The sequence below is a fragment of the Streptomyces sp. NPDC111507 genome (assembly GCF_055638955.1).
Map to the genome: position 1 here is coordinate 340,791 of NZ_JBVKBU010000008.1, position 17,311 is coordinate 358,101.

At 70.3% G+C, this 17,311-nt stretch carries 14 protein-coding genes and 1 pseudogene; 9 read left to right on the forward strand and 6 right to left on the reverse strand.

The genetic code is table 11. The annotated features are described in order from the left end of the window. Nucleotides 1-111: 111 nt before the first annotated feature. From ACZ7M2_RS30930 to ACZ7M2_RS30945, 4 genes are all read left to right on the forward strand, one after another. Entirely contained in the window at nt 112-1,434 is a 1,323-nt protein-coding gene (locus ACZ7M2_RS30930; protein ID WP_471598093.1) for a sensor histidine kinase, read from the forward strand. After that, nucleotides 1,431-2,087 (forward strand): response regulator, encoded by a 657-nt coding sequence (locus ACZ7M2_RS30935; protein WP_471598094.1) that lies wholly within the window; start codon nt 1,431-1,433, stop codon nt 2,085-2,087. Before ACZ7M2_RS30930 ends, ACZ7M2_RS30935 begins: the two co-directional genes overlap by 4 nt. Nucleotides 2,088-2,224: 137 nt before the next feature. Next, nucleotides 2,225-3,151: an SGNH/GDSL hydrolase family protein gene (locus ACZ7M2_RS30940; protein WP_471598095.1), complete on the forward strand. Its 927-nt coding sequence runs from the start codon at nt 2,225-2,227 to the stop codon at nt 3,149-3,151. A 332-nt stretch (nt 3,152-3,483) separates the two neighbouring features. Beyond that, nucleotides 3,484-4,179, forward strand: a complete 696-nt coding sequence (locus ACZ7M2_RS30945; protein ID WP_471598096.1) for a LuxR C-terminal-related transcriptional regulator — start codon at nt 3,484-3,486, stop codon at nt 4,177-4,179. Between the two features lie 252 nt (nt 4,180-4,431). Here the strand turns inward: ACZ7M2_RS30945 and ACZ7M2_RS30950 are convergent. Both ACZ7M2_RS30950 and ACZ7M2_RS30955 read right to left on the reverse strand, forming a co-directional pair. Further along, nucleotides 4,432-4,536: pseudogene (locus ACZ7M2_RS30950) on the reverse strand (IS3 family transposase); the annotation flags it as partial. Nucleotides 4,537-4,963: 427 nt separating this feature from the next. Then, complete coding sequence (locus ACZ7M2_RS30955) at nt 4,964-5,860, reverse strand: helix-turn-helix transcriptional regulator (protein ID WP_471598097.1); 897 nt, start codon at nt 5,858-5,860, stop codon at nt 4,964-4,966. 157 nt (nt 5,861-6,017) lie between these two features. On the opposite strand from ACZ7M2_RS30955, the gene ACZ7M2_RS30960 reads away from it, so the two are divergent. From ACZ7M2_RS30960 to ACZ7M2_RS30975, 4 genes are all read left to right on the forward strand, one after another. Further along, nucleotides 6,018-7,409 carry an MFS transporter gene (locus ACZ7M2_RS30960; protein ID WP_471598098.1) on the forward strand — a complete coding sequence of 464 codons (1,392 nt, stop codon included), beginning with the start codon at nt 6,018-6,020 and terminating at the stop codon, nt 7,407-7,409. 161 nt (nt 7,410-7,570) lie between these two features. Continuing rightward, the gene (locus ACZ7M2_RS30965; RefSeq protein WP_471598166.1) at nt 7,571-7,858 is read left to right on the forward strand and encodes a carboxymuconolactone decarboxylase family protein; all 288 of its coding nucleotides are present in this window, start codon (nt 7,571-7,573) and stop codon (nt 7,856-7,858) included. A 70-nt stretch (nt 7,859-7,928) separates the two neighbouring features. Beyond that, nucleotides 7,929-8,327, forward strand: coding sequence for a (R)-mandelonitrile lyase (locus ACZ7M2_RS30970; protein ID WP_471598099.1), 399 nt, complete (start codon nt 7,929-7,931; stop codon nt 8,325-8,327). A gap of 32 nt (nt 8,328-8,359) precedes the next feature. After that, nucleotides 8,360-9,376, forward strand: a complete 1,017-nt coding sequence (locus tag ACZ7M2_RS30975; RefSeq protein WP_471598100.1) for a zinc-dependent alcohol dehydrogenase family protein — start codon at nt 8,360-8,362, stop codon at nt 9,374-9,376. Nucleotides 9,377-9,576: 200 nt separating this feature from the next. Here the strand turns inward: ACZ7M2_RS30975 and ACZ7M2_RS30980 are convergent, their stop codons facing one another. Continuing rightward, the gene (locus tag ACZ7M2_RS30980; RefSeq protein WP_471598101.1) at nt 9,577-10,257 is read right to left on the reverse strand and encodes an SDR family NAD(P)-dependent oxidoreductase; all 681 of its coding nucleotides are present in this window, start codon (nt 10,255-10,257) and stop codon (nt 9,577-9,579) included. Nucleotides 10,258-10,333: 76 nt separating this feature from the next. Continuing rightward, on the reverse strand, nt 10,334-11,272 hold the full coding sequence (locus ACZ7M2_RS30985) for an NADP-dependent oxidoreductase (RefSeq protein WP_471598102.1): 939 nt from the start codon (nt 11,270-11,272) through the stop codon (nt 10,334-10,336). 97 nt (nt 11,273-11,369) lie between these two features. Here ACZ7M2_RS30985 and ACZ7M2_RS30990 point away from each other — a divergent pair, with 97 nt between their 5' ends. Continuing rightward, complete coding sequence (locus ACZ7M2_RS30990; protein ID WP_471598103.1) at nt 11,370-12,071, forward strand: TetR/AcrR family transcriptional regulator; 702 nt, start codon at nt 11,370-11,372, stop codon at nt 12,069-12,071. A 640-nt stretch (nt 12,072-12,711) separates the two neighbouring features. Here the strand turns inward: ACZ7M2_RS30990 and ACZ7M2_RS30995 are convergent. Continuing rightward, on the reverse strand, nt 12,712-14,223 hold the full coding sequence (locus tag ACZ7M2_RS30995) for a glycoside hydrolase family 43 protein (RefSeq protein ID WP_471598104.1): 1,512 nt from the start codon (nt 14,221-14,223) through the stop codon (nt 12,712-12,714). Between the two features lie 235 nt (nt 14,224-14,458). Further along, nucleotides 14,459-17,272 carry a family 78 glycoside hydrolase catalytic domain gene (locus ACZ7M2_RS31000; protein WP_471598105.1) on the reverse strand — a complete coding sequence of 938 codons (2,814 nt, stop codon included), beginning with the start codon at nt 17,270-17,272 and terminating at the stop codon, nt 14,459-14,461. Nucleotides 17,273-17,311: the final 39 nt, after the last annotated feature.

Consider the following 17,311-nt stretch of genomic DNA (forward strand, 5'->3'; position numbering starts at 1 on the left):
CACGACCGCCGACAGAGCGGCCGACTCCCACCCGGCCGTCTCCCCAGCCCCGCCCGCCGCCCCGTTCCCCCGAGGCCGGCGGGCGGCCTCCGACACCGTGAAGGGCCACCCGTGACCGCACCGAGCGCCCCCGCTCCCGACCCTCGCCGCGACGAACGGTGGACCCTGGAAACCCTGGCCGTCGATCCCGAGCAGCGCGTGATCGTATCGGTCATCTCTCGGCTGGCCGCGCTGCGGAGGACCGACCAGGCCCATCCCCGGATCCGGCACTGGGGCGTCCCGGCGTTCTGCGCCGCACTCGGCCTCACGTCCTTCCTCAACCCTTCCAACGTCGGCGACATCGCGGGACAGGTGGCACTCCTCGTAGCCTTCGGCGTCCCGCTCCTGTGGCGGGAACGCCGACCCATGCTGGTCTTCGCCCTCACCACCGCCGCCTCCGTGGCGGCGCTCCCCCTGGGCGTACTCACCGGCGCCGAGTCCGCACGCATCGTGGCCCTCTTCAACGTCGGCCGCTACTGCACCCCGCGCCAAGTGGCTCTCGCCGTCGGCATCACCCTCATACAGTTGGTGGCCTGGTTCACCATCTTCGTGCACGGCGGGCAACTCGCACACGCCACCCGTCCGGAGCCGGTGACCTTGCTGGCGATGACCGCCGTGGTGGCGTTCGCCGCACTCGGCCTGCTCGCCCGGCTGGCGCACGCCTACATCGCTGCCCTGAAGAAACAACGCGACCAGCAGGCCCGCCTCGCCACCGCGCAGGAACGCGCCCGCGTCTCCCGCGAGATGCACGACATCCTGGGCCACACCCTCGCCGTCATCGTCGGACTCGCCGACGGCGCGGCCGCCCTCGCCGAGACCAAACCCGAACGCGGTGCTCAGACGCTGCGCATCATCAGCGCCAGCGGCCGCGACGCCCTTGCCGAACTGCGCCGCCTGCTCGCCGTCATCGGCGACGACGACCACGGGGGCAAGGACCGGCCCCAGCACACCCCGCTCGCCCCGCAGCCGGGCCTGACCGACCTGGACGCCCTGCTGGAACGCGTCCGCGCCGCCGGCCCCACCGTCACCTTCGAAGCCCACGGCAACGTCCCCGACCTGCCCTCGGGTCTCCAGCTCTCCGTCTACCGCATCGTCCAGGAGGCCCTGACCAACACCGTCAAATACGCCGCACCCGACACCTCGGTCCATGTGTCCCTCGCGGCCGGTCCCGAAGCCGTGCACGTCACCGTCGAGGACACCGGTCCCGCCCGTGCCCCGGACAGGAGCCGCCACCGGCGCGCGGGCGGCGGCCGGGGGCTGGTAGGCATGCGCGAACGCGCCGCCCTCTACCAGGGCAACGTCACCGCAGGACCCAACGCCCGCGGCGGCTGGACCGTCCGTGCCCTCCTCATCCCCAACCCGCCCACCGACCTTCCGGAGAAGCACCCCGCATGACCACTGTCCTCATCGTCGACGACCAGGCCCTGCAGCGCATGGGCTTCAGCATGCTCCTGGAGGCCCAGAGCGACATGACCGTCATCGGCGAGGCCACCAACGGCAGCGAAGCAGTCCGCACGGCTGCCGAACTCAGGCCCGACGTCGTGCTGATGGACGTACGCATGCCTGGCATGGACGGCATCGAAGCCACCCGCCGCATCGTCGAGGCCGGCGGCCGCTCCCGCATCCTGGTGCTGACCACCTTCGACCTCGACGAGTACGCCTACGACGCCCTGCGCGCCGGCGCCAGCGGCTTCCTCCTCAAGGACGCCCAGCCCGAAGAACTCGTCGCCGGTGTCCGCGCGGTCGCCGCCGGCGACGCCGTCATCTCCCCCGGCCTCACCCGCAAACTCATCGACACCTTCGGTGACCGCCTGCCCGGCCACTCCCCTCAACAGCAGCGCAGGCTCGCCGACCTGACCGAACGCGAACGCGAGGTCCTCACCGCCATCGCCAGCGGCTGGACCAACGCAGAGATCGCCGATCGCTTCCATGTCGCCGAATCCACCGTCAAGTCCCACATCAGCCGCATCCTCACCAAGATCGACGCCCGCGACCGCGTCCAGGCCGTGATCTTCGCCTACGACACCGGACTCGTGCGACCTGCCTGAACCGATCCACCCCGCTCACCGAAACCGCCTGACGGCCGCTCCGTCTCCCCCGCCCCGCGTTCACCCACACGTCCCCGAAGCCAACCCTCCTCGGCACACCCCAGTCGAGCATCCGCGATCAAGAACAGGACACAGCAATGGGACCGTTGGCACGAACCGGCACAGGCGTGGTCCTGGCGTGCGGCGTACTCGTCACCGCCGTCAGCATCGGACAGAACTCCCACAGTGATGACGACAAAAACCCTCCCAAAGGGCCGTACGTCTCCCTCGGCGACTCGTACACCTCAGGCCCCAAGATCCCTCCCCAGACCGGTGATCCGGTCGGCTGTGACCGCTCCGGTCGCAACTACCCGGCCCTCGTGGCGAAGGAGTTGCGCATCAAGGCGGCCGACTTCCGCGACGTCAGCTGCAGCGGCGCCACCATCGCCGACCTCACCTCCGCCCAGTCCACCGACAACGGCACCAACCCCGCACAGCTCTCCGCGCTGTCCGCCACCACGCGCCTGGTCACCCTCGGCGTCGGCGGCAACGACATCGGATTCAGCTCGATGATCACCAAGTGCGTCACCACGGGAGTCCTCTTCAAGATGGCCGACAAGATCGCCGACATCTCGGACAAGGCTCCCTGCAAAGAGAAGTACTCCTCCGGCGAAACCGACAAGGTGGCGCAGAAGATCGACACGGCGGGCGACCGGCTGGCCCGAACCCTGACCGCGATCAAGGAACGGGCGCCCGGGGCTCGGATCTTTGTCGTCGGCTACCCGGCGATCCTGCCTGCCAAGGACGTCGGCTGCGGAGACGAAATGCCACTCGCATCCGGCGACGTGACGTTCCTGCACCAGAAGGAACAACAACTGAACACCATGCTCCGCGACCGGGCGAATGCCGCCGGGGCACGGTACGTCGACACCTTCACCCCGTCCCTCGGCCACGACGCCTGCTCAACAGCGGCCACCCGCTGGATCGAGCCCCTCAGACCCAGCAGCCCGGCAGCGGTCGTCCACCCGAACGAACGCGGCGAACGGGGCATGGCCACCGCCGTCCTGCACGCACTCAAGAGCTGAACGCACCGCACCACCGCTCAAGACCCCGGGCGCGCGCGAGCGGAGCGCACCCGGTCCGCGCCGACGCCCGTGGGGACAGGCAGCCGGTGCGGGTGAAGGGCTCGGTCGCGGTCCGTGCGCCCACGATCAGCGGCCGGGTCTTTCGCCCGACCCCTCCACGCCTTCCCGTCCCGCTCCGAACGCCGACGACCGATCCTCCCGGGGCCGGTCAACGCGCCCACCCTGCGACCCGGCAGAGCGGCTGACACCCTGCTGCCCGGCCCGGGGCGCCACGCCCGGCCGTCGGCGAGACAGACATTTCTCCTCTCCCCGCCCGCTTGGAGAACCCCCGCATGACCACCGTACTCATCGTCAACGATCAGGCTCTGCAGCGTCTTGGCCTTCGCCTCCTCCTGGAAGCCGAACCCGGCCTCACGGTCGTCGGTGAGGCGACCGACGGCGCCGCGGCCGTCCGAGCCGCCCAGAACCTCCGCCCCGACATCGTCCTCATGGACATGGGCCCACCCGATGAGAACAGCCTTCAGGCGATACGCCGTATCGCCGGACCCGGCACCCTCCCCGAGGCGGTCGGCCCCGACCCTGGGAACCGGAACCATCCTCGGGTACTCGTCCTCATCGCCGACCACGCCGACGAGTACGCCTGCGCCGCCCTGCGCGTCGGCGTCGGCGGGATCCTCGCCAGGGATGCCCTCCCTGAGCAGTTGACGGCGGCCATCCACATCGTCGCTCTCGGAGGCTCCGTCCTTTCTCCCCAGCTGACGCGCAGACTCATCGACGCCGTCCGCGCGCGGACCCCGGCCGACTGCCCGGAACGCAGCCGTCAGCTCTCTCATCTCACCGTGCGGGAACGCGAAGTGCTGACCGCCCTGGCCTCCGGCTGGAGCAACACGGAGATCGCCGAACGACTGTCCATCGCCCAGACCACGGTGAAGACGCATGTGAGCAGCATCCTCGCCAAGATCGGTGTGCGTGCCCGCGCACAGGCCGTCGTCTTCGCGTACGAGACAGGCCTTGTCACACCGCCCTGACATGAGGGTCCCGACCATAGCCGTACGCCAGGCACGCTTCGGGTCACCGAACTGGTTCACGCGGGTTGCCGGTGCGGTCCACGACCCCAGCGGTGGCGCGCACCAACGCGCGGTCAGCGGTGGTCGGCATGGTGGATGAGCCGGTCGGGCTCGACCTCGCGGATGGTCAGGGCGTACTTCAGCGAGGACGGGACCATGCCGGCGTCCCTGCGGGCCTTCGGCCCGCGACGGGTGGAACCCTCGGCGCGGGCTGAGGCCCGCGAGATCGGCGTCGCGCATCAGTCGCTGGACCCGCTTGCGGCCCACGGACACGCCTCCGCGTTCGAGGACGGCGTGCACGCGCGGCGCGCCGTGGATCCCGCCGGACTGTCGAGGCCCGGCCCTGCCCCCTCACCGGGTCGCCCGCCTGTTGCTCACCGATCCCGGCCAGCTGATGCTGGTCTTTGGTGCGCCGGCCGGTTGAGGCTCTCTTGAACCGTTCTGGGGCGCATCAGCGTCCCTACCCGTCCGCGTTGAGCGCCGACTTCAGCAGTTCTCGGGGGGCGAGCAATCCTGCGGTCCCGCTCGGAACACCGGATCAGCGACTTCGCGCAGCTGTCGGCACCGAGCTGGAAATGACAACCGACAGGCCTGTCAGAGCTCTCAAAGACGTGGCGACGGCCGCCGACGACACGGCACTCATCCTCCGGCCGGTGCTCGCCGGCTGTCTGAGGTCGTGTCAGGGCGCCCTTGTCTCACGCGCGTGTCACTTCCTCAGATCCGGCGGCAGGCTGTTGCCGGGGGCTCAAGACGGGCTGCTGCTTGTCCTCGAGCTCGATTCCTCAGCGGAGACCGGGCTGTGTTGCCGCAGCCGGAGGAACGCGGAGGTACAAGGCGAGGCGGGGGCGACGGTGTAGGTGACGATCGTCAGTCCGGGGTCGGCAGGAATTTCGAGGGCGTCGTAGTCGAGGTCGAGGTCGCCGACGGTGTGGTGGTGGAAGCGTTGTTGGCCGCTGCGGTAGTACTCGACGTCGTGCGCATCCCAGCGCATGGCGAACTCGGCGCTGTGGGTGGCGAGTTCGTCGATGAGGTCCGCAAGGTCGGTGTTGCCGGGGGTGCGGGCGGCTTCGGTGCGCAGGCTGCCGACGGCGTCGTGGGCGATGCCGTCCCAGTCGCGGTAGAAGCGGCGGGCGCGGGGGTCGCCGAAGACGAAGCGGGCCAGGTTGGGTGGCTGCCCGGTGGTGTCCAGTGCGTCCGCGTACAGGGCGCGGGCGAGTTGGTTGGTGGCGAGGATGTCGAGATGGGCGTTGCGGACGAAGGCGGCGGCGCCGGTCATGGCGTCGAGGATCTGCTGAAGGCTGGCGCGCACATGCGAGGTGCCGCCGTCGCGGTCGGTGGTGCGGTGCGGGGCGTTGGCGGCGCGCACGAGGGCGGCCAGGTGGGCGCGTTCCACGTCGTCGAGCTGGAGGGCGGTGGCGAGGCTGTCGAGGATCTCCTCGGAGACACCACGGACATTGCCGCGCTCGAGGCGGGTGTAGTACTCGACGCTGATCGTGGCGAGCTGGGCGACCTCTGAGCGCCGCAGGCCGCTGACCTGGCGCCGTCCGCCGAAGTCGGGCAGACCGGCTTTCGTCGGGGTGAGGCGGGCGCGGCGGCTGGTGAGGAACTTGCTGATGTCCTCACGGACGGGATCGGCTGGCACGGCTTCAGCGTAGGACAGCCCCCGGGTCGGGGGGTCCCTGCCAGTACCCCTCCTGACAAGAACTCCCAGGTCAGATGGGGTTCATGATTCCGTGAACGTGTGACCGGGCCAGCAAGCCCGGCATCAGGCCCCTCGCACGGAAGGATCACCTACCGCCATGTCTCTCACTGCTTCACGGCACCGGTCGTCGGAAGCGGGCGCGCCCGAGACGGACCGGCGAGCCACAGCGACGCTGGCCGCCGCCGTCCTCGGCTTCTTCGTGATCACCCTGGACGCGACGATCGTGAACGTCGCTCTGCCCTCGATCCGTGACGCGCTGGGCGGCGGGATCACCGGCCTTCAGTGGGTGGTCGACGCCTACACGCTGATGTTCGCCGCGCTGTTGCTGTCCGCGGGCGCCCTCTCGGACCGGATCGGGGCGCGCCGCGCGTTCGCCGGCGGCCTGAGCCTGTTCATCGTCGCGTCGGTGGTGTGCGGACTGGCCCCGTCGCTGCCGGTGCTCATCGCCGCTCGGGTGGTGCAGGGCATCGGTGCCGCGGTGACCATGCCGACCTCGATGGCGCTGGTGCGCCAGGCGTTCCCCGACCCGGCCCGCCGAGCGCGCGCGGTGGGCGTGTGGGCGATGGGCGGCGCCGTGGCTGCCGCCGCGGGCCCGGTGTTCGGCGGTCTGCTGAGCCTGGTCTCCTGGCGGACGATCTTCTGGATCAATCTGCCGGCCGGCATCCTGACCCTGGTGCTGCTGTCCCGCACCCAGCACTCGCCGACCAGGCCCGCGCCGTTCGACTGGATCGGGCAGATCACCGCTGTCCTCGCGATGGGCGGGCTCACCTTCGGGGCGATCGAGGCCGGTGACGCCGGAATCACCGCGCCACAGGTACTGGTCTCGCTCGGCATCGCGATCGTCGCGCTGGCCGGGTTCGTGACCGCGCAGGCCAAGGTGACCCACCCGATGGTGCCGCTCGCCCTGTTTCGCTCCCGGACCGTGCTCGTCGCCACCGGTATCGGGTTCGCGTTCATGGTCGGCTTCTACGGCCTGCCGTTCCTGTTCTCCCTGTACTTCCAGCAGCAGCACGGCCTGTCCGCGCTGGGCGCCGGGATCGCGTTCTTGCCCATGATGCTGCTCAGCGCCGTCCTGACCCCGTTCTCCGCGCGGATCGCCGAGCGCACCGGGCCCCGGGTTCCGGTCATCGCCGGGCTGATCCTGATCGCGGCCGGTTCCCTCGCCCTCGCGCTGGTACCCGCCTCGGTGCCGGTCTGGGGAAGCGCGCTGCTGCTGATCCCCGTCGGCATGGCCGGCCCGCTGGTGATGCCCCCGACCACCGCCCTGCTCCTCGAGCATGTGCCCGCCGAGCAGACGGGCACTGCCAGCGGGGTGTTCAACACCAGCCGCCAGATCGGCGGCGCCCTGGCCGTGGCCGTCTTCGGCGCACTGATCTCCGCCCCGGCCGGTTTCCAGCACGGCCTGCGCATCAGCCTCGCGCTGGCCGCCGCCATCGCGCTCCTGGCGGCCCTGACTGCCCCGCGCATGGGCGCCCGCACCGGCGAGTGATCTCGCCGTCCGGCCGTGACCGGACGCCGGTCACACACACCAGGACACCCCCATTCCCCCTCAGCCGATACCGCGACCGCCCCGCCATGGCTGGGCAGGGCGGGCCGGCCCGACGAAAGGAGCAGACCGTGGCCATTAACGAACCCTCAGGCGCCGCCCGGATGTTCGGCGACTTCGCCCCGCAGCTCGTGCACTTCACTGACGACGTCCTGTTCGGCGAGGTGTGGCAGCGCCCCGGCCTCGCCGCCCGCGACCGCTCGCTGATCACGGTGGCGAGCCTGGTCACCAGCGGCAGTACCGAGCAGCTGCGCCACCACCTCGGCCGGGCCAAGGACAACGGGGTCAGCGAAGCCGAGCTGACAGAGGCCATCACGCACCTCGCCTTCTACACCGGCTGGCCTCACGCCATGTCCGCCATGGCCGTCGCCAAGGACCTCTTCAGGAGTTGACCCGCCCGGTCAGCTCGACCCGCCGAACCGCCGCGCACCCCGCGCGGCCCACCCGACAAGGAGCCATCTCATGGAGCTGTTGAAGCGGCCCGCCACCCGCAAGCTGCCGGAGGCGAACTTCACTGGCGACGCCTGGGCCGATGTCATCTACCGCGGTGAAGAACCGTCGCACGCGCGGGTGAACGCGGTGAACTTCGCGCCCGGCGCCCGTACCGCCTGGCATTCCCACGGCGTGGGCCAGACCCTCTACATCGTCTCCGGGATCGCCCTGATCCAGTCCCGCGGCGGAAACATCCTCGAAGCCCACCCGGGCCAGGTCATCTGGACCCCGCCGGACGAGGAGCACTGGCACGGCGCCGCCCCCGACCACTTCATGACCCACATCGCCCTGTGGGAAGGCGACGACGTCAGCTGGCTCGACCACGTCACCGACGCCGAATACGGCGGCCCCCGTACGCACGCCCTTTGAGCCACCCGCGAACACCAGCAAGGAGCATCGCCATGCGTGGAGCCATCCTCTACGGCCCCAAGGACGTGCGCGTCGAGGAACGCGACAGCCCGAAGATCCTCAAGCCCACCGACGCTGTGATCCGCACTTTCGCCACCTGCGTGTGCGGTTCCGACCTGTGGGACTACCGCGGTATCAACCCCGCCAAGGACCCCGCCCCCATGGGGCACGAGTACGTCGGCCTTGTCGAGGAAGTCGGCGACCAGGTGGCCACGGTGCGGCCGGGCCAGTTCGTCGTCGGCTCCTTCTTCGCCGGCGACGGCACCTGCCCCCACTGCCGAAACGGCTACCCGAGCAACTGCCTCCACCGCGAGTTCGTCGGCGGCTGCCAGGCCGAGTACATCCGCATCCCGTGGGCGGACGGCACCCTCGTGGCCACCCCCGAACTGCCCACCGACGCACAGGTGCCCGACCTGCTGGCCTGCTCCGACGTGATGGGCACCGGCTGGTGGGCCGCCATGGCCGCCGGCGTGCAGCGCGGCGACACGGTCGCAGTCGTCGGCGACGGAGCCGTCGGACTCTCAGCAGTCCTGGCCGCCCGCGAACTCGGCGCCGAACGCATCATCGCGATGTCCCGCCACGAAAGCCGCCAGAAACTGGCCCGTGAGTTCGGTGCCACCGACATCGTCGCCGAACGCGGCGAGGAGGGCGTGGCCCGCATCAAGGACATGACCGGCGGCATCGGCGCCGGGCGCGTCCTGGAATGCGTCGGCACCGCGCAGTCCACCCGGCAGGCCCTGAACTCCACCCGCCCCGGCGGCGGCGTCGGCATCGCCGGCGTCCCCCACGGTGTCCAGATCGACGGCGCGGCCCTGTTCTACTCCCACGTCGCCGTCCAGGGCGGCCCCGCCCCCGTGCGCCGATTCCTGCCCGACCTCATCGACCGTGTCATGACCGGCCGCATCAACCCCGGCCGTGTCTTCGACCTCGCCCTGCCTCTCGACCGGGCCGCCGAGGGCTACCAGGCCATGGACGAACGCCGCGCCATCAAGACGCTCCTGCGTCCCTGAACCGTCGTATGTCGGCGCTTCACGCGGCGGTGGATTCGACCCCCAGACGATTCAGCTCCGCCTCGGGCGGCCCGGACGGGACCCGGCCGGGCGGAGTTGAGCACCGTCCTTCAGCAGTGCGAGACGGATGGTGGCGAGCCTGGTTCCCGGCCCCGCTGCTTCCCTCCACCGTGATCGGCCGGACAGCCCCTGGCCGACCCCTAGCCGTTGAAGACGATCTCGGCCTGGTCACGGCGTTCGTGCAGGTCCCAGTACAGCGGCGCGATCTGCTCGGGGGTGGCCGAGGGAATGCCCTCGGGGCCGCCCTCGCCGATCCACGTGCTGATCGCCACGTGCGCGGCGAGGACACCGCTGCCGGCCAGTTCGTTGTGCAGGTTGAGCACCCAGTTGCGCAGGGCGCCGCCTACGGCGTTGACGTTGCCGAACATGGGGACCGGATGGATCGAGCCGCCGCCGGTGGTGAACAGCAGCGTCCCCGCTCCGGCCGCGCGCATCGCGGGCAGCACCGCGCGGGCGGCGGTGACCGCGCCGTAGAAGGTGTACTCGATCTGTGGCTGAAGGTTGTCGACCGTGACCTCGCTGGGCGGGGCCATGGTGAAGCCGGGCACCGGGGAGTGCGGCGCCGGGGAGTACTCCAGAACATCGATCGGGCCGAAGCGGGCACGGACGGCGTCCAGGGCGGTGGTCAGGGACGGGCGGTCCAGCACGTCCGCGGGGAACGCGGCGGCCGTGATTCCCTCCTGCCCGAGCTGCGCGACGAGGTCGTCGAGCTTCTGCGGGGTGCGGGCGAGCAGCGCGACGTCGAAGCCGCGGGTGCCGAAGGTGCGGGCGATGGCCAGGCCCATGCCGGGGCCGGCGCCGACGATGGCGAGAGTGGGCATGATCAGGTCTCTTCCGTGAGAGGTGCGAATGCGATTGGTCGGAAGGTGGCGGTGGGAATGGGGTGGTGCGGGCAGGTCAGCAGCAGGTGACCGCGAGCTTGCCGAGCGCCCCGACGCCGAACGCGGCGAAGGCCTCCGGGGCCTGCTCCAGGGCGTAGGTGGCGGTCACCGGGACGCGCAGCGCGCCGGAGGCGACCTCGGCTGCCAGGACGGCGAGGGTCTGCGTGTTCGCGTCGGCCATCACCGAGTACGCGGTGACGTCCAGCTCCTCGACGGCGTCGGGGCCGAAGCCGAGGGTCGAGGCGATGCGGCCGCCCGGCCGCAGCAGGCCCGCGAGCTGGGCGCCGTCGCCCGCCAGGTGCAGCACCGCGTCCACCCCGCCCGGGGCGAGCGTGCGGACCTGGGCCGCGAGGTCACCGGTGAAGTCGACCAGGTGGACCTCGGTATCCGTCAGCGCGGTGACGAAGTCGGCCTCCGCGCCGGGGCGAGCGGTGGCGATCACCTTCGCGCCCCGCGCGGCGGCGATCTGCACGGCCAGAGCGCCCACGCCACCGGTGGCACCGGACACCAGCAGCGTCTCGCCCCGCTGAGGAGCCACCGCGTCGACACTGTCCCGCGCCGCCGTCCCGGCCAGCCCCAGCGCGCCCGCGTCCCGCACGTCCACACCCTCCGGGATCGCCGCGACGCCGTAGCCGGCGGGCACGGTGACGTACTCGGCCAGCGAGCCGGTGCCCAGGAACGGCTTCATCACCACACCGAAGACCGCGTCACCGACCGCGAAGCCCTCCACGCCCTCACCGAGGGCCTCGACGGTGCCCGCGAAGTCCTTGCCCACCACCAGCGGGAAGCGGTGCTCCATCGCTCCTTGCAGGTAGCCGGCCGCGGTCGCCGCGTCGAAGCCGTTCACGGAGGAGACAGCCACCTTTACCAGGAGTTCGCCGGCCTCCGGGCGCGGCAGCTCCACCTCGCCCACAACCGGGGTGGCAGGAACGGAATCCAGGGTTACAGCACGCATGACCATCACCTTCACATAAGTGGAACGGGCTTCCCGCTTCCCGCCACAAGGTAACACCTCAAGTGGGCCGCCTGTTCCACTTCGCTAGGATGGGGGTATGACCGCATCCGCAGCCCCCGACGAAACCCCAGGCAGGCAACCCGAACCGGGACTGCGCGCCGACGCCGAACGCAACCGCGACCTCATCCTCGCCGCCGCCCGCCGCCTCTACGCCACCGAAGGGCTCGGCGCCTCGATGGCCTCCGTCGCCCGCGAGGCCGGCGTCGGCAAGGCCACTCTCTCCCGCCGCTTCGCCACCCGCGAAGACCTCATCAACGCGGTCTTCGCCGACCGCATGGACGCCTACGCCATCGCCGTCACCGAAGCCCTCACCGACACCGACCCCTGGCACGGCTTCACCCGCTACATCCAGGCCGTCTGCGCCATGCAGGCCGCCGACCGCGGCTTCGCCGACGTCCTGACCATGACCTTCCCCGCTGCCAAAACCCTCGAGGCCCGCCGCACCGAGGCGTACAACGGCTTCCTCGAACTCATCGACCGCGCCAAGGCCACCGGCCACCTGCGCGACGACTTCGTCTCAGAGGATCTCGTCATCCTGCTCATGGCCAACGCCGGCGTCGTCGCCGCCACCGCAGACGCCGCCCCCGACACCTGGCGCCGCCTCGTCGGCCACATGCTCCGCTCCTACGCCACCCCCGGCACCGCCATCCCCCCACTGGCCGACGCGCCCGCACCCACCGCCCTTTACCGAGCCATGATCCGACTCGGCCGGCCCCACGACACCCGGCCCGCACGCTGACAGCAGGCGCGAGCGCCCGCCACCACTCAGAGCGCCGGGGCGCTGATGCGGTTTCACACCGCGCCTCCAGGCCGAACCCCCATCTCCAACAGACGCTCCCTTCCGGTCCGGGCCGAAGCGGGCCGCGTAAGGACGAAGCGGGGGAAGGCCCTCCGTGGCCTTCCCCCGCTTCGGTCCCCCGTTCAGTCTTCGCCGGGCCGCATGATCGTCATCATGTGATCAGCAGGCCCGCGTGAGACACCCTGACGCCCAGATGGACCGCCGTCTCGCACAACAGGCCCCCGATGACGCATTGCGGGGGTGCCCGTGAGAAACACCCCGGCGGCCGGCACCAGAATGACGAAGGGCAGCTTGCGGAACATCGCGCCGACGCCCTCCTCCGCCCCTTGCAGCTGGACGTCGCCCCCGAGGCCCTACGGCGCCTTCGGCGCGGGCCAGCACGGAAAAATCGCGCCCTCTGCGTCGCAGCGAACGGGCGCTGGGAGAAAGTCCGGCCATCGAGTGATGAGTGGGTGGTTCGGCAGACCTCGCGACCAGCTCGGACACGTACCGATCGGCGAGTCACTGTTCGGTACGTTGCCGAGTGGGATGTGCCGACTCCCGCCCGAGCCGCTTCGGCCGAGAGCCGGACGGTCACACGTCAGTCCTCGAGCCGCGCGTGGTCGAACCAGTCGAAATGGACGGTTCCGGCCGCGGCGTACACACCGATGACCCGGCCGGTGAAGCCGCCGGCGACCTCGGTGGACAGGTACCGGCCGTCGAGCGAGGCAAGCTCGACGAACGTGCCCTCCACATCCTCGACGCCGAGCGAGATGGTGTCCGGCCCCTGGCGCGCGTCGGTGACCTCCTGGGTGGCGGCCACCTCGATCCTGAGCGTCACCGGGCCGCCCGCCGTCGGACGGGACGCCACGATCGATCGCAGAGGGCCGATGCGGGCAAGGACCTGCACCTGGCCCGGCATCGCCTCGACCTCGTAGTGGTGCTGCTCGTCGAGACGGACGGTCAGGCCCCCGCGTCCTTGGGCCGGGTCGACCAGGACGCGCGTACGGCAGGAAAGATGCTGCTGACGGCGGCCGACGAACGTTACCTCGGGATCGTCCAGCGATGCGCCGCGGGCGCGCAGGCTCAGCCAGCCGGCCCGTTCCTTCGTGGTGCAGTTCTCCGTCGGCCGGGAGCGCAACGAGATCCAGCCGTGGGCGAGTTCGCTGAGGTCGAAGTCGTCGCGGAGCGGTACGACGGCAGGCTCGTGAAGCGGCCACGGGGGCGAGGACATGGCGAGTGACACCTCGCCGACGACCGGCCAGTCGTCGACCCAGGTCACCGGAGCCAGGAACGTCTCGCGGCCCAGTACATGCCAGCCGGGTGTGCCACCGCGCGGTCGGACTCCGAGGAACACCATCCACCATGAGCCGTCCGGCCCCTGTACCAGGTCCCCGTGGCCGGTGTTCTGGATGGGATGCTCGGTGCCGCGGTGCGTCAGGATCGGGTTGGCCGGGCAGGGTTCGAACGGCCCGTTGGGGGTGCGGCCGCGGGCGATCGAGACGCCGTGGCAGCGCTCGGTGCCGCCCTCGGCGATGAGCAGGTACCAGTAGTCGCCGACGCGGTGGAGATGCGGCGCCTCCGGAGCTTTGGCGCCAGGTGTGCCGGACCAGAGGCGCCGCGGCTCACCGAAGGTCTCCCCCGTGTGCGGATCGATGCGGACCTGGCTGACCCCCGCGACGGTGCACCAGCAACTGCCGGCATCGTCCCAGGCGAGGTCCGGGTCGATGCCGTGGACCCCGGGCAGCCGGATCGGATCGGACCAGGGGCCGGCCGGGTCGGTGGCCGTGAACAGTACATTGCCGTCGCCACTGACGTTCGTGACGATCAGCCAGAAGCGGCCGTCGTGGTAGCGCAGGGTGGGCGCGTAGAGCCCGCCGGAAGAGGTGGTGTCGGGCGGCAGGCGCAGTTGACTCGGCCGGTCGAGGGCGTTGCCGATCTGGGTCCAGTGCACCAGGTCTCGGCTGTGGAAGACGGGTATGCCGGGGAAGTACTCGAAGCTGGAGCATGCGAGGTAGTAGTCCTCGCCCGCCCGGCAGATGCTCGGGTCGGGGTGGAATCCCGGGATCACGGGGTTGCTGATCGTGTTGCCCCTCTCGGGCGCGCTCGACACATCGAGTCCTTTCATCGGTTGACCGCTGTATGCCGAAGCCTGTCACGGGGTCTCACGCAGGCGTCGGTCAACTCTCGGCGGAATCTGTGCAGTTGTACGACCACGATCGAGTAGGGAAAAGGGGTGTCCCCCGGCCCGGACGAGTTCCGCGCCGCCCGGTCGGCGTCACGCCACGGGACGCAGCGCCGACCGGGCTGGGGAAGGCTCCGCCAGACGCACCGAGCGAGGCGGAGGCTCAGCGTACGGTGAAGGTGTAACTGCCCGCGGAGACTCGATAGACGGCTGTGGAGGCGGTCCGGTCCTCAGCCGACGGCCGTTGGGAGCCGTTGGCGGTGACGCGGTCATGCGTATGTGCGGGCACTCGGACAACTGCCGTGCTGCCAACGGGGACGGTGATCTGCAGGGTGAGCCTGCCCCGGCTGTCCTTCCGCCAGGCGCTGGCCACCAGCCCTTGAGGAGTTCGGTAGACGCCGGAGGCGTGGGTGAGGTCCCCGACGACGGCGGGGGCTATCTCCAACTGGCGGTAGCCGACCGATCCAGGCGCCTGATTGATGCCGGCGGGCCCGTTGATGAGCCAGGCATCGACCTGGCCGAGGAAGTGGTGGTTCTGCGAGCCGGAGCCGTCGAGGGCCTCGGAGAGGGTGGTGTGGCCGCTGGCGACGAGGTAACCGTAACCGGGCGAGGTGGGGTTCACGACCATGTCGAAGATGACGTCGTCGCGTCCGCCCGCGTGCAGGGCCCGGAAGAGCGGCCCGAGACCGACCGAACCGCTGGTGATGTGGTCACCGGCCGCGCGGACGGAGGCGACCAGCCGGTCGAGCACCTGCTGCCGGTCGGATGCGGGGACCAGGCCGGCGTCCAGGGCCATCGCGTTGGAGGTCTCGCTGTCGCTGCCGTAGAAGACACCCTTGGCATCCTCGTGGCGGAACCTCGTGGTGAAGTCGGCAGCCAGGGTCGCGGCGAGTTCGCTGTACCTGTCCTGGTCCGCCTTCTTGCCCAGTACTCCCGCGATCTGAGCCATGTCGTGGGCGGCGGTGTAGTGGCCTGCGAGGATCGCGAGTTGCATGGGTGTGGAGTTGTCGGTGGCGGACCAGTCGCCGAGGCCCGGGATGTCACCATTGTTCGCGGCCTTGTTGGCCGCCTCGTAGTCGAGCCACTTGACCATGTTGTCGTAGTACAGCGCCATGGTCCGGGTGTCGCCATAGGTCTTGTAGAGCTGCCAGGGGATGCGGATGACGGCTCCGCCCCAGTTGACCTCGTCGAGGAACTCGATGGTCCCCTGCGGACGTGGGATCTTGACGGGGGCGACCCGGTGGAACTCTGGTGCGATGTTCGCGATCAGCCCCGGTGAGTCATCGCCGGGTTGCCGCTGCGCGGTGGCCATGTTGCGCACCAACTGCGGCTCGTAGGAGGACAGGTCGTAGTCGGTGAGCAGGGCGTCGATGTTGTGGAGGTTGTCACCGGTGTAGGGGCCCTTCTCACGGTCCGGGCAGTCGGTGAGCACCGACATCATGTTGCTCTGCGTCGCCCGCAGGGTGATGGCGTGGATCTCGTTGATGATCTGGCTCGACGAGGTGAAGTCGCTGGCGCGGGGGTTGGAGGCGTGGACCACCTGCATGGTGACGGTGTCGGCCTTCGGGGCTGCGGGCAGGCCGTCGACCTTCAGGTAGCGGAATCCGCTGTAGGTGAAGCGCGGGTGCCAGGTCTCCGTGCCGTGGCCGGAGAGGGTGTAGCGGTAGGCGATCTGATTCGTCGCCGTCGCCCCGGTGGAGGAGATGTCCAGTGTCCCGTCGGCGTTGAGCTTCTCCGCCGGAATCATGGAGATCGTGGTCCCGGCGGGACCGGACACTCTCGCGTTCGGCCACCCGGAACGGTTGGCACCGAAGTCGAGGATGTACGCCCCCTTGCCGTCCGGTGTGATGGACACCGGCTTGAGCGTCTGGGCGACCGTGACCGGGGGCCGCGGGTCGGCCCGCAATGGCGTGGTGTCCCGTGGGGTCGTGGTGGCGGTGAGCTCGACCAGAGACGCGTTCCGCCAGTCCGGCCCGTCCAGCTCGGCCGCGGCGGTGGGAGCGGTCGCGGACCGGCGTGCGTCGTACTCCTCGCCGCTCCACCAGGACGAATAGGTGGTCGGCCCGAGGGCCGTGTGCCAGGAGGTGTCCGTCTTGATGGTCTCGCGGTGCCCGTCGGTGTAGGTGATCTCCAGCTGGGCGATCGCCTTCGGCTCACCGTAGACGGTGTACGTCTCCAGGCTGCCGCCGAAGAAGTAGTGACCGGGCGTCTTGACGCGCTGGTAGGCGCCGCTGCCCGTCTCGATCCCCAACGTGTTGGTGCCTTGCCGCAGTTGGCGGGTGAGGTCGTAGGTGCGGTAGTCGACCTCGGCCGAGTACGTTGTCTGTCCGGGCTCCAGCACGTTCGCGCTGACAGGCTTCCCGTTGAGCGTGGTGGCGTACATGCCCAGACCGGTCATGTACAGCCGGGCCTTCGCCACCTTGCGGTGCAGGCTGAACGACTTGCCGAAGACAGGCAACGGCGACACGGCGCCGTCGGGTCGCGTGTAGTCGTAGGAGGAGTTCTCGATCCAGCGGGCAGACCAGTCCGAAGCGTTCAGCAGGCCCATCTCGAAGGTGGCCGGAGAGCTCCACTCCGAGGCGCGACCGACGTCGTCCCACACACGGACCTGCCAGGCGACCGTCTCCCGTGCCGTGAGCGCGCCGGCGAAGGGGATGTTGGCGGATGACCCGGACGCGACCTTGCCCGTCCGCCAGATGTCTGCCTCGCCTCGCCGTAGCGCGTCCGCCGAGTGGGCTGCCCTGATCTCATAGGCGACCTGCCGCCCCACGGAACGACTCGAGCCGTCCAGCCGCCAGGAGAGCAGGGGCGCACGGTCGTCGACGCCGACCGGGTCGACCTTGTTGTCCGTCTTCAGGTCCACGGCGCGTGACAGAGCGGTTCTGGACGGCTGTGGCGCGGCCCGTGCCACACCGGGGAGGGCGAGTACCAGCAGGGCCGCGACCGCCGCGGCAGCACCGGCGTGGGGAGTTCTCACAGGGATTCCCTTCGGAGGAGATCAGTTTCGGTGAGGCTA